Source organism: Streptomyces sp. NPDC006365 (assembly GCF_042870755.1).
GTDB lineage: Bacteria > Actinomycetota > Actinomycetes > Streptomycetales > Streptomycetaceae > Streptomyces > Streptomyces xiangluensis.
On the sequence record NZ_JBIAHS010000001.1, the window covers coordinates 436,831 to 449,634 of the forward strand.

Below are 12,804 nucleotides of genomic sequence, written 5' to 3' on the forward strand. Positions count from 1 at the left end.
TCTGGTGACCGTCGGGCCCCGCGCCCCCTCCCGGGAAGGTCGAAGCGATGCGCCTGGGCGCCCCCCGCAGCCCCGAGCCCGGTCCCTCAACCCACCGCTTCCTGCGCGAGGTTGTCCGGCACAGTGCCGGCCGCTGCACGGCGCTGTGCCTGATCAGCGTGGCCACCGCGACTGCGGAGCTGGTCATGCCCTTTCTGCTCGGCCACGCCGTCGACGCGCTGCTGACGGACCGGCAGGCACCGTGGGCCGGGCGCTGGACTGTGCTGGCGGCGGCCCTGACGGGCACGCTCATCGCCGCCCAGGCGGGCGAGGCCCTGCTCACCGGAACGACCGCTGCCCGTACGGCGGCCTGGACGCGAGGGCGGCTGCTGCGTCACATACTGGCGGTCGGGCCGCGCGCCCAGGACCGCTTCGCCCCGGGAGACCTGGCCTCCCGGGTGGTCGGCAACGCCGCACACACCGGTGCGGCTCCGGCAGCCGTCGCCGGGCTGCTGGCCGCCGGGATCACACCGCTGGGCGCGCTGCTCGTCCTCACGCTCCTCGATCCGTGGCTGGGAGCGGCGTTCATCCTCGGCATACCCCTCCTCGTGCTGTTGCTGCGGGCCTTCGTGCGCGACACCTCCGACAGCGTCTCGCGTTACCAGCGGGTCCAGGGTGAGATGGCCGGCCGTCTGCTGGAGACGCTGCGCGGGGCACGCACGGTGGCCGCAGCGGGCACCACCCGGCGTGAGAGGTCCCGCATCCTGCGCACGCTGCCCGAACTGGGCCGGCACGGACACCGAACCTGGCGAGTCCTGGGCCGTTCGACGGCTCGGGCCGCGGCGATCCTTCCGCTGCTGCAACTCCTCGTCCTGGCCGTCGGCGGCCTGCTTCTGACCGCTCACCGCCTGACGGTCGGCGAACTGCTCGCGGCCTCACGCTACGCCGCACTCGCCACCGGCATCGGCATGCTGGTTTCCCGGGTCAACGACGTCGTACGCAGCCGTGCGGCCGCCCACCGGGTCGCCGAGGTCCTCACCGAGCCCGCCACCGCCCACGGCACACGGCGGCTCCCGGCAGGGGCCGGAGCGCTGGAGTTCCGTGGTGTCGCCGCGGTGCGTGGCGACCGCACGGTGCTCCGCGCCGTCGACGTGTCGGTTCCGGCCGGTTCCTCGCTGGCCGTGGTCGGGCGTTCCGGGACGGGCAAGTCGGTGTTCGCCGCGCTCGCGGGACGGCTCGCCGATCCCGACGAGGGCGTCGTGCTTCTCGACGGGGTGCCCTTGCCGGAGCTGTGCCGCGACGAGCTGCGCCGCGCTGTCGGCTACGCCTTCGCACGACCAGCCCTCTTCGGTGGCACGGTCGGCGGTGCCATCGCCGTCGGCCCCACCACCGTTCCGCGACAGACGGTCGTCTCGGCGGCCCGCCAGGCGTGTGCCGATGACTTCGTACGCCTCCTGCCGGACGGCTACGAGACCGCCTGCCGGGCCACAGCCCTGTCCGGCGGTGAGGTGCAACGTCTGGGCCTGGCCCGGGCATTCGCGCACAGTGGCCGACTGCTCGTGCTGGACGACGCCACCTCCAGCCTCGACACGGTCACCGAGCGCCGCATCGGCGCCGCGCTGTGGCACGGGCTCGATGGCCGCACCCGTGTCGTCGTCGCCCACCGCGCGTCCACGGCGGCCCGCGCCGACCTGGTGGCCTGGCTCGACTGCGGGCGGGTGCGGGCGGTCGCCCCGCACTCCGCGCTGTGGTGCCTGCCGGAGTACCGGGCCGTCTTCGAACCGCCGTGCACCGAGGACGATCGGCCGGCTCCTGCCCCTTTGCTCGATCAAGGGCAAGGAGGGCCGGGTGGCTGACGCGGCCCGTGGCGTCGCGCCCGAGGAGACCGAGTGCCGTCTGCGGAACGCCGCCCTCGCATTTCTGCGCCGCCACAAGGCGGCAGTCGCCGCCCTGGCCGGGTGGTCCGTCCTCGAAGCCGGCCAGGCCTTCCTGCTGGGCATCGCCCTGGCCCGGGCGCTGGACGACGGTTTCCTCAGGGCCCGGACGGACCTTGGCCTGGCATGGCTCGCGGCGGCCGCCGTGTCGGTGATCGCCGCGGCCTTCGGTACCAAAGGTGCCTATTGGGCGCTGGCCGGTCTGGTCGAACCGCTGCGGGACGCGCTGGTGCGCCGAGTGGTCTTCGCTGCCCTGGAGGGGGCTGTGGCCGGGCCGCACCGGACCGATGCGACCGCGGTCTCACGGCTCACTCAGCAGGTGGAGCTGGCCCGGGACACTTTTGCCGGAGTGACGATGGCCGCCCGTTCGTTCGTCTTCACCGCAGCCGGTGCCTTGGCGGGGCTGTTCGCGCTGGATCCGCTCCTGCTTGCGGTGGTGATGCCCCCGTTGGTCGCCGGGCTGGGACTGTTCGTGGCGACCCTCGGCCCGCTGGCCCGGCGGCAGGAGGCTTACTTGGCGGTTGACGAGGACCTTGCGCGGCAGTGCGGTGACCTCGCCTGTGGTCTGCGGGACGTCACCGCGACCGGTGCGGAGGACGTGATGGGCGAGGAGACTGAGGCTCTGATCGCGGCCGAGTTCCGGGCCTCGCGGTCGCTGGCGCGCTGGGAGGTGTCCCGTGTCCTCGCGATCGCTCTCGCGGGGCGGCTGCCGGTCATCCTGCTGCTGGGTGCCGCTCCGTGGTTGCTGCGCCACGGTGTGACGGCGGGCGCCCTGGCAGGCGCGCTCGTGTACGTCACGCAATCGCTACTGCCTGCGCTGCACAACCTGACACAGGGTCTGGGCACGGCCGGTACGCGGCTGGGGGCCGTCCTACGGCGGCTGTGGGCCGACCCGGAGAGTGCGCCGCCAGGCAGCCGCGCGGATCAGAATGCGGACACCGGCGGCGCCGCAGGGGACGCCGACGCGGCCCGCCTGACGGCTCCGGACGACACGGGGCCGCAGGCAGGGCGGGCCTGCCGCCCGGCCGGACGGCAGGCCCGCGTACGGGTGGCTCAACCGGCACCGTACGGGCCGCCCCCGGCCTCCAGGCCTCCCGCGGTCGAGCTGGACCGCGTCACCTTCGCCCACGGCGACCACACCCGGCCCGTCGTCCGCGATCTGCACCTGACGGTGCCGGAGGGCGAGCATCTGGCCGTCGTCGGACCCAGCGGTATCGGCAAGTCGACCCTCGTCGGCCTCATCGCCGGCCTGCTGAGCCCCCACAGCGGACAGGTGCGAATCGCCGGTGTGCCGGTCAGTGGCCGAGCCGCGGAAGAGCTGGCCGCCCTGCGCGTACTCATCCCTCAGGAGGCGTACGTGTTCTCAGGCTCCCTCCGTGACAACCTGCTGTACTTGTGCCCGGAACCGCCGCCCCACGGCACAGTGCGGGCCGCTGTCGCGTGTCTCGGACTCGACGCTCTGGCCGGCAGGCTCGGCGGACTCGACTCGTCCGTCGATCCCTCGGCCCTCTCCACGGGCGAGGCCCAGCTGATCGCACTGGCCAGGGCCTACCTTTCGCCCGCACCACTGGCCCTGCTGGACGAGGCCACCTGCCACTTGGATCCGGCAGCCGAGGCCCGTGCGGAGCTGGCCTTCGCGCGCAGACCGGGCACGCTGGTGATCATCGCCCATCGGATCACCTCCGCCCAACGGGCCGGCCGGATCCTGGTCATGGACGGCGCACACGTCCAGTGGGGGACCCACGACGAGTTGATGACCCGCTCGCCCCTGTACCGCGACATGGCCGGCCACTGGGACGCAACGGCGTTCGCGGCCGAGGGTGTTCATCGGTGAAAGGAAACGTCCGCGGGGGAGCTTCCCGACGTCCCGGACGGTCTCAGACCCAGCCCGCCTTCTGGGAGATACGGATGGCATCGACGCGGTTGCGGGCTCCCGTCTTGCGGGTGATGGCCGACAGATAGTTGCGCACGGTTCCGTGCGTCAGGTGCAGGTCACCCGCTATCTCCGCAACGGAGGCTCCTTGCGAGGCCAGGGACAGAACACTCAACTCCCGCTCGGTCAGCGGGACTCGTGCCGCCTGCAGAAAGTCCCATCCCAGTGTGGTGTCCACGAACTGCTCGCCCTGCGCCACGTGCCTGATGGCCCCCAGAAGCGCCTCGCACGGCTCGCCCTTGCTGACGTATCCCATCGCCCGCGCCTGCGAAACGCGATACAGCAGCCCCGGTCTACTGGGTGGCGCCAGTACCAGCAGCCCGCATTTCCGCTCAGCCGCGTGCTCAGCCAGCAGCGCCAACTCAGACATGGGCGCCGCCGGTTCCGGGGCGTCCACGTCCAGCACACACACGCGCGGCTGCCAGGAAATTAACCCGGTCACCGCGTCCGACCAAGACGCCGTGTTCACCTCCAGGTCACGCTCCCGGCATAACAGGATGGCCAGCGCCTGCCGTAACAGACAGGTCTCATGCACAACAAGAACCTTGATCACTGCAGCCCCCAAAGTCTGATGAGCCACTTCCGGTTACCCGCCCTCCTTATCGACTATCCCGTCCAGGGGACCTCGTTCCCGCCATCGCGCCATCCAGGGGTCTTGCACGTATTTCCGGTGAACCGTGACGCAGTCGGCGGTGGGAAACCGAACTGCCGCCGGTGCCGCCGGTGCCGCCGAAGCCGCGGGGAAGGGTGCGCTGAACCATCGAGGAACCGGCAGACGCGTCAAGCCCGCCCATGTGCTTCCTGCGAGCGTCGTGACAGTGAGTCGAGTACCACCGCGGCGAAGAGCACCCCGCCCGTGATCATGAACTGGACGGCAGCGGGGGTGTCCGTGATGGCCATGCCCGAGGCGATCGACTGGATGACCAGCATGCCGAGCACCGCTGACCAGGTCGTACCCCGTCCTCCGAACAGGCTGGTGCCACCGATGACGGCTGCGGCGATGGCATTGAGCAGCAGGATGCTTGAGCCTGAACCCTGGCTCACCGAAGTGATGCGCGAGGCCAGGAACAGGCCGCCGACCGCGGCCATGGTGCCCGAAACCGCGAGCACCGCGGTCCGCACCCGAGCCACACTGAGGCTGGCGCGACGGGCCGCCTCGACACCGCCGCCGAGCGCGTAGACCTGCCGCCCGTAGTGCGTGCGGCGGAGAATGACGTCGAGGACGGCCACCACCACGAGGAAGATCAGGAGGGCGAGCGGCAGCCCCTGGAACCGGTTGAGCAGATAAGCGGAGGCGAACGCGATCACCGCGAAGCCTCCCGTGCGCACCGCTGTTTCCTTCAGCGAGCGGTGCGGCATGTCGGCGGCCTTGCGGCGCCGCCTGTCCAGGTAGGACACGAGGAAGACGAGGCCCACGCCGAGCGCGGCCAGTCCGTAGGCGGCAGCGTCGTTGGTGAAGTAATGGCTGGTCAGCTTGGCGACGAGCCCGTTCTCGTCGAGGTTGACGGTGCCGCTGGTCCCGAGGATGTAGAGCATGAGGCCGTTCCAGGTGAGCAGCCCGGCGAGTGTGACGACGAACGCCGGCACCCGGGTCCTGGCGAAGGAGAAGCCCTGGACGGTTCCTGCCACGGTGCCCGCGAGGACTCCTACGATGAGGGCCAGCCATTCCGGCACGCCGTTGTTCACGTTCAGAACGGCGAAGACGGCCGCCGCGAGGCCGCTGATCGAGCCGACTGACAGATCGAGCTCACCGAGCAGCAGCACGAAGACGAGGCCGACCGCGATCAGACCCGTGCCCACGATGTCCACGCTGAGATTGGACAGGTTCCGGGGTGAGAGGAAGTTCTCGTTGAGGGACTGGAAGGTGATCCAGACCGCGGCGAGGACGAGGACGATGGGGAGCGAGCCCACTTCACCGGCGCTCAGCCTGTGCCGGAAGACGTCGACCCGGCTCTCCACTGCCCGGGCGATGGCCCGTCCCCGGTGTGGAGGACGGGCCTCGGGGGTGGGTGTGGCGGGTTCGGCCCGCGTGTCTTTGTCCGCCATGTTGCGCATCCCTTTCACCACCCCGCATCCCGGGAGGCCGTCCGGCGCGGCACGCTTTCCGTCGCGCCGGTGATGGAAGAAAGGATTTGTTCCTGAGGCGCGGTGTTCACGTCGAAGAAGCCGTTGTTGCGACCGAGCCGAAGCACGGCGGCCCGGTCCGCGAGAGCTTTGACATCGCCCAGGTTGTGGCTGATGAGCAGCACTCCCTTGCCACGGTCACGCAGCTCGTCGACGAGGTCCAGGACCTCGTTGGCCTGGTCGATTCCCAGAGCCGCGGTCGGTTCGTCAAGGAGGAGGACCCGCGGGTCGCCGAGGAGCGAGCGGGCGATGGCGACCGTCTGCCGCTGGTCGCCGGACAGCGAGACGACGGGGGCGCGCAGATCGGGCACCCCTCTGGTCAGGCGTTCCAACAGGTGTCTGGTGCGGCGCTCCATCTCCATCTCGTCGAGGAACCCGAACCTGCGGATCTCCCGCCCGAGGAAAAGATTGCCCACGACGTCGAGATTCCCGCACAGCGCGAGGTCCTGGTAGACGGTGGCGATGCCGAGGTCCCGGGCGTCGTGCGGCCGCCTGATCTGGACCGTCCCGCCCTCCCACTCGATGGTGCCCCTGTCCGCGGGGGTGACGCCGGAGATCACTTTGACCAGGGTGGATTTGCCGGCCCCGGTGTCCCCGAGAAGAGCGACCACCTGGCCGGCGTGAATCTCCAGCTCGATTTCCGTGAGGACCTCGACGACGCCGAAGCGCTTGCACACGCCGTGAAGCGCCAGCAAGGGCGGAGCCGGCACGCGAACCATCTCCTTCCCGGGGCCCGGACCTCGTTGGACGGGTCTGTCAGATCAGCCCCGCCCTCTTGCAGGCGGCCTCGAGTTGGGGCGTGCAGATCTGCTGGATCGTGTACACGCCGTCCTTCACCAAGGTGTCCTTGATGTCGTCGACGGTCACGGAGACGGGGGTGAGCAGGACGGCCGGGACGGCGTTCCCAGTGCTGCTCTCCACCGTGCCCGTGGCGACGCCGTCGAGGCTTTCGCCGCGGGCCGCGGCCACGGCCATGGCGGCGCCGGCGGAAGCCTGGGGTCCGAAGGGCTTGTAGACGGTCATGTACTGATCGCCGGCGACCATGCGCCGCACAGCTCCGAGTTCGGCGTCCTGCCCGGTGACGGGGGGCAGCGGGTTGACTTGGTTCGCTTTGAGGGCGGACATGCTGCCGGCGGCGAGGCCGTCGTTGGCCGCGTAGACCCCGTCGATGTTGTCGGCGCCGAGCGCGGAGATGGCGCGGGACATGTTCATGTTCGCGGTCTCCGTCCTCCACTGGAGTGTCTCGTAGGCCTTGCCGATCTTCACCTTCCCCTCGAGCACGCGCAGTGCGCCCTTCCTGAACGCTGCCGCGTTGGGGTCGCTGGGATCGCCGTTCATCATGACGATCTGGCCGCCGGGCACCCTGTCGCCCATGGCCTTCAGCAGTGCCTCGCCCTGCAGCCTGCCGACCTTCTCGCCGTCGAAGGAGACATAGCCGGAGACCGGGCCCTCGGCGAGGCGGTCGTAGGCGATGACCGGGATATCTGCCTCATCCGCCTTCCTGACCGCGGCGCCGAGCGATCTGGCGTCCACGGAGACCAGCACGATGGCATCGACCCCCTTGGTGATCATCGATTCCATCTGTTGCCGCTGGACGGCCACGGCGTTCTCGGCATTGCCATGCTCGACCGTGCAGTCGCCGCACAGCTCTTTGACCTTCTTCTCGAACAACGGCCTGTCCTGTGCCTCCCAACGGTCCGTTGTGGCGGACGGCAGCAGCAGACCGATCGTCGGCGTGTTCCCCCCGTCGGAGTCGTCGCCGGCACCCGCGCCGCACGCCGCGAGAACAACAGCCGTCGAGACGGCGGTCATGGCGATGGCCGCGTCCCGTATGCGGGCCTTCATGTGAGAGACCTCCCTTGTCCTGCACCGTGCGTGGTGAGGGGGCGCTCACGGAGTACGCGCGACCGGCCTTCAACGGGTACGCGTGGGGAGACGGCGCGCGTGCGTCGCGGTGTCGGGGATGCGTGTGCGGGGGGAGCGGAAGTGACAGACGATGACGACCACGTCGTCAGTGTGACACCGGCTGTGGTGATCCGCGATCGCAGCGGCGGCGACCATCGATGTCCGGCGCAAGTACTAATCAAGTAGATCTGTCCGTTTAGTCACCGTGTGCGATTCTGGTAGTGGGTGCCCCGATCCTGTCGGTACCTGCGGCATGGACGGGAGGTAGGTTGCGGAGATGCCTCATGACGGCCATGCCCGGGCCGGCGTCACGGAGCTGCGGGCATCCGAGGCCGGCGCCGCAGACACCGGTTCTCCGCCTCCGGTGCCAGAGGCCGCCGTGAGCGACCGGGCCCTGGCGTTCGCAGGAGCGGCGCTGGCAGCGGTCTATGTGCCCGGTACCGGGCACGAAGAGCTTCGGTTGGTGGAAGCGGCCGGATACGCCACTCCCCAGTGCGGGCTGCCGGAGCGGCTGCCCCTGTCCGGCGGCTCACCCGCGGCGCACGCCTTCCGCACCGACCGGCCTCTGTGGCTGAACCCCGCGGCACTCGCCTCCTACCCCGAGGGTGGGCCGACGCCACCGCGAGCGGAGACGTCGCTGGGTGCGCTTCCACTGAGGGTGGGGGGCAGGCGACTGGGCTGTCTTGTCGTCGTGGGGCATCCCGCGGACGGCTTCGAGGCCGAGCAACGGAGCTTCCTGGAGCGGTACGCCGACGCGATCGCCGGCCTGCTCCAGGCCGGGAGCGGCCGCCCCACGCCGTCGTCGCTCCTGAGTCCGGCCCTGCGGAGTCTGCGTGTCGGCACTTTCGTCCTGGTGCCGGACACCGGCCTGATCGAGGCGGACGAGACTCTGCTCGAGCTGGTCGGGATCGCGCCGGACGACTTCGACGGCAAGGCCGACACCCTGATCGCGCACACCCTCCCGGAGGACGTGCACGCGCTGATGTCGGTCCTGGAGCCGTCCGGCCAGGCATGGGGCCGGCGGGAGCTGGAGTTCCGTGTCCGACGCCCCACCGGTGGAATGCGCTGGTTGAGCCTGATCTGCAGGGTGGCGGCGACCACCGATGACCGGCCGGGGCAGGTGCTGGGCCTGGTGATGGCGACCTCGGTCCTGCGCCGAAGCGCCGACGACGTTTCCAGGATCCAGTGGCTGACCGCCGCACTCGACGATGCCGCGACGGTCGGTGACGTCGGCCGGGTGGTGGTCACCGCGCTGCGTGAGCCGCTGGGCGCCGACCGGGTGGCGCTCGCCGAGCTGCAGGACGACCGGCTCATGGTCAGCGTGCTCGACCCGCCGCAGCCCGATGCCTGGCCGGAGACATGGCGATCCGAGTGGCGCTCGGAGTGGCCCGACGCACCGGTCAACGCCCTGCCCACCCTTCAGATGGCGCTGCGGGACGGACGCATGGATCTGTGGCCCGCGGGCACGGCCCTCGAACCCGGACTGGCAGGCATCGGCACCGGAGGTCTGGCCGTCCTGCCCCTCCCTGCCAAGGGCCGGGTCGCCGGCGTGTGCCTGGTCGGCTGGGACCGGCCCCACGAGTTCGTCCCCGAGGAGCGGTCCCTGCTGACCGCCACCGCGGCGCTGGTCGGGCAGGCCCTCAATCGTGCGCACGCGTACGACGCCGAGCAGGAACTCGCGACGATGCTGCAGCGCAGTCTGCTGCCCCGGCGCCTCCCCGAGCTGCCCGGGGGGAAGGCCGTCGCCCGCTATCTGCCCGCCAGACGAGGGCTGCAGGTAGGCGGCGACTGGTACGACGTCATCGCCCTCTCCGGAGATCGTGTGGCGTTGGTCATCGGGGATGTCCAAGGGCACAGTGCCGGAGCCGCGACGATCATGGGCCAGATGCGTACCGCGGTCAGGGCCTACGCGGTGGAGGGCCACCCGCCCGATGTGGTCCTCTCACACGCCAACCGCCTCCTCGTCGGTATGGAGACCGACCTGTTCGCCACCTGCTGCTATGCCGAACTGGACATAGAGGAGGGCAACATCCTTTTCGTCCGGGCCGGGCACCTCTCACCGCTGGTACGCCATCCCGACGGCTCTACCGAGGAAGTCCAGGTCGAGGGCGGCCCTCCACTGGGCATTCTCGCGGAGGCGGAGTTCCCCATGACCGCAGTCGCACTGGCCCCAGGTGCGGTGCTCGCCCTGGTCACCGACGGCCTGGTCGAGGCCTCCGACCTGCCTCTGGACGAGGGCATGCTCCGCACACGTACCGCGCTCGCCGCGGCCGATCCGGCGGATCCGGGGCGGATGGCCGACGAACTGCTCGGCGACGTCGGCCGTCGTGAGGACGACGTGGCGCTGTTGCTGCTGCGCTACGACGGCATGGAGACCCGGCCCACACGGGCCGGCTGGGCGGTGTGGCGGCTGCCCGACGCCGTCATGCACGCCCGCCGTTTCACGGCGCGCACTCTGCGTCGGTGGAAGGTGCAGGAAGTGGCCGACGCGGTGCTGCTGGTCGTGTCCGAGCTGGTCACCAATGCTCTGGTGCACACTCAGGGTGAGGTCCGCGTCGACCTCATGCTCCGCGGTGACCGGGTGCGAGTCAGTGTGAACGACGCCTCGCCGCGTGCGCCCGCCAAGCCGGTGATCGTGGACTGGGAGGCTACCGGCGGCCGAGGCCTGGTTCTGGTCGAAGCAGTGTCGGAGTCCTTCGGCACGGTGCCGGTGGCCGGTGGCAAGCAGGTGTGGAGCGAGATCGCTGTGCCGCCGCGCGAGCCGGCTCCCGCGGACTCGGGGCCCGGAACGGAATGAGGGGGTCTGGTGTGAGAACCCGTACGACTCACAGGTCCCGCAAGGCCCGTATGTCCCGTAAGCGGCGCATCGTCGCGGTGCTCGTAGCGGGATTCACGGCGATGTCCCTGGCCGCCTGTGGCGGGGACGGCGAGGCGGGCACCGACAGCTTCACCGTCGGCCTGCTGCTGCCGAACCGAACGACCCCACGCTGGGAGAAATGGGACAGGCCGCTGATCGAGCAGCAGCTGAAGGAGCGTTGTCCCTCCTGCACCGTGGAGTACGCCAACGCCGACAACGACGTGGCGAATCAGCGGCAGCAGATGGTTTCCATGATCACCAAGGGGGTCAGGGTCCTGATCCTCGACCCCGCCGACACCAGGGCGCTCCGCTCCTCGATCCAGGAGGCACGCGAGGCGGGAGTCCCGGTCGTCGCCTACGACCGGCTCGCCGAAGGCCCGATCTCGGGCTTTGTCAGCTTCAACGGCGCGCAGGTCGGCAGGCTCCAGGGCGAGGCGCTGCTGGAGGCCATGGCCGACAAGGGGAACGGCGGGAACATCGTCATGATGAACGGCGATCCGTCCAGCGCCAACGCGGCGTGGTTCCGCAGGGGCGCGCTGTCGGTTCTCACCGGCGAGGTGAAGATCAGCAGGTCGTACGACACTCGGGGCTGGAGGTCGGAGAACGCCCACGCCAACATGTCCGCCGCCATCACGGCCCTTGGCCCGGACCGGATCGGCGGCGTCCTGGCGGCCAACGACGACATAGCCGCAGGAGTCATCTCCGCTCTCAAGAGCGCCCGCGTCAAAGAGCTGCCCCCCGTCACCGGACAGGACGCCGATCTCGACGCCGTGCAGCGCATCGTCAAGGGCGAGCAGTACATGACGGTGTACAAACCCTTCGAGACTCAAGCCGCCGCTGTCGCCGCCATGGCCGTCGCCCTGGGGCGCGGCGAGGATGGCCGCGACGTCGCCACGACGACTTTTGACAGCCCCACCACCAAGAACATCCCGTCCGTCCTGCTCACTCCGACGGCGGTGACGGTCGGCAACATCGAGCAGACACTCGTCAATGACGGCGTGTACACCATCGACCAGATCTGCGTCCGGGAACTCCGGCCCGCTTGCGACAGGGCCGGACTTACCGGCTGACCTCTGATCTTGCGCAGCTTTGGACGATCGCCGTCCAGTCGGTGTTCTACGGGCCGGTTCTGCTGGAGCGGGACCGGGTCGTCGCCGCCGCGTCGGCCCCGGACCTGCGGCGCCGGGGACCGAGTTGAACCCGATGTCCGTGCGAAGCTGCGGCTACGGCTTGCGCGCCACCCCGCCGAAGCTGTCGACCTCCTGAGGTTCCGCCGGTTCCCGCGGCGAGTCCGGCTCATCCACGGGGCGCCACTGGGCGACGGAGACCAGGCCGGGATCGAGGAGTTCGAGGCCTCCGAAGAAGCGGGCGAGCTGGTCGGGGCTGCGGTTGGTGCGCGGGTTGTCGCTCGCCTGGTTCCACTGCTCGACCATGGCGCGCATCGCCTTGGGATGGAACACCTCGGTGCTGTCGCAGAACACGAGGTGGCTGCCGGACGGCAGGGCGTCCAGCAGGCGCTCGACGATGCCGTACGCACTGTCGTCGGGTACGTGAGCCGCGATGCCCAGCAGCATCAAAGCCACCGGCTGCTCGAAGTCCAGCGTCCGGGCGGCGCCTTCCAATATGGCCGCCGGGTCGCGCAGGTCCGCGTCGATGTAGTCGGTGGCGCCCTCGGGCGTGCTGGTCAGCAGTGCCGTGGCGTGGGCCAGCACGATGGGGTCGTGGTCCACGTACACGATCCGCGCCTCGGGGGTGATCCGCTGGGCGACCTCATGGGTGTTGTCGAACGTGGGCAGTCCCGTGCCGACGTCGAGGAACTGGCGGATGCCGACCTCACCGGCCAGATACGTGACGGTCCGCTTGAGGAACGCCCGCTGGGCCCGGGCGATCTGGACGATCTCCGGGTTCACCTCGCGGATCTGGTCACCGACCTCGCGGTCGATCTCGTAGCAGTCCTTGCCCCCGAGCCAGTAGTTCCAGATCCGCGCGGAGTGCGGCACGCTGCTGTTGATCAACGGAACGTCATGAGGCATGGGGCATCTCCGAGTTGGCCTGAAGGTACCGCCCAAGAT

General features: G+C 70.1%; 9 protein-coding genes. 4 read left to right on the forward strand and 5 right to left on the reverse strand.

The genetic code is table 11. The features are described 5' to 3' along the window. Nucleotides 1-47: 47 nt before the first annotated feature. On the forward strand, nucleotides 48-1,835 hold the full coding sequence (locus ACFYO0_RS02035) for an ABC transporter ATP-binding protein (RefSeq protein ID WP_388669105.1): 1,788 nt from the start codon (nucleotides 48-50) through the stop codon (nucleotides 1,833-1,835). Continuing rightward, a complete protein-coding gene (locus tag ACFYO0_RS02040) occupies nucleotides 1,828-3,747 on the forward strand; it encodes an ATP-binding cassette domain-containing protein (protein WP_388669108.1) in 1,920 nt (639 codons plus the stop codon). Before ACFYO0_RS02035 ends, ACFYO0_RS02040 begins: the two co-directional genes overlap by 8 nt. Before the next feature lie 43 nt (nucleotides 3,748-3,790). Here ACFYO0_RS02040 and ACFYO0_RS02045 read toward each other — a convergent pair whose 3' ends face one another. The 4 genes from ACFYO0_RS02045 to ACFYO0_RS02060 form a co-directional block, all read right to left on the reverse strand. After that, nucleotides 3,791-4,381: a DNA-binding response regulator gene (locus ACFYO0_RS02045; RefSeq protein ID WP_388669111.1), complete on the reverse strand. Its 591-nt coding sequence runs from the start codon at nucleotides 4,379-4,381 to the stop codon at nucleotides 3,791-3,793. 245 nt (nucleotides 4,382-4,626) lie between these two features. Further along, nucleotides 4,627-5,901 carry a sugar ABC transporter permease gene (locus ACFYO0_RS02050; RefSeq protein WP_388669114.1) on the reverse strand — a complete coding sequence of 425 codons (1,275 nt, stop codon included), beginning with the start codon at nucleotides 5,899-5,901 and terminating at the stop codon, nucleotides 4,627-4,629. Nucleotides 5,902-5,906: 5 nt separating this feature from the next. Then, on the reverse strand, nucleotides 5,907-6,689 hold the full coding sequence (locus ACFYO0_RS02055) for an ATP-binding cassette domain-containing protein (RefSeq protein ID WP_388669117.1): 783 nt from the start codon (nucleotides 6,687-6,689) through the stop codon (nucleotides 5,907-5,909). Between the two features lie 37 nt (nucleotides 6,690-6,726). Then, a complete protein-coding gene (locus ACFYO0_RS02060; RefSeq protein ID WP_388669120.1) occupies nucleotides 6,727-7,815 on the reverse strand; it encodes a sugar ABC transporter substrate-binding protein in 1,089 nt (362 codons plus the stop codon). A gap of 337 nt (nucleotides 7,816-8,152) precedes the next feature. On the opposite strand from ACFYO0_RS02060, the gene ACFYO0_RS02065 reads away from it, so the two are divergent. Continuing rightward, entirely contained in the window at nucleotides 8,153-10,672 is a 2,520-nt protein-coding gene (locus ACFYO0_RS02065) for a SpoIIE family protein phosphatase (protein ID WP_388669123.1), read from the forward strand. 50 nt (nucleotides 10,673-10,722) lie between these two features. Beyond that, a complete protein-coding gene (locus ACFYO0_RS02070) occupies nucleotides 10,723-11,802 on the forward strand; it encodes a sugar ABC transporter substrate-binding protein (RefSeq protein ID WP_388670808.1) in 1,080 nt (359 codons plus the stop codon). Between the two features lie 153 nt (nucleotides 11,803-11,955). On the opposite strand, the gene ACFYO0_RS02075 is transcribed toward ACFYO0_RS02070, so the two are convergent. Next, nucleotides 11,956-12,765 carry an SAM-dependent methyltransferase gene (locus ACFYO0_RS02075; RefSeq protein ID WP_388669126.1) on the reverse strand — a complete coding sequence of 270 codons (810 nt, stop codon included), beginning with the start codon at nucleotides 12,763-12,765 and terminating at the stop codon, nucleotides 11,956-11,958. Nucleotides 12,766-12,804 lie beyond the last annotated feature (39 nt).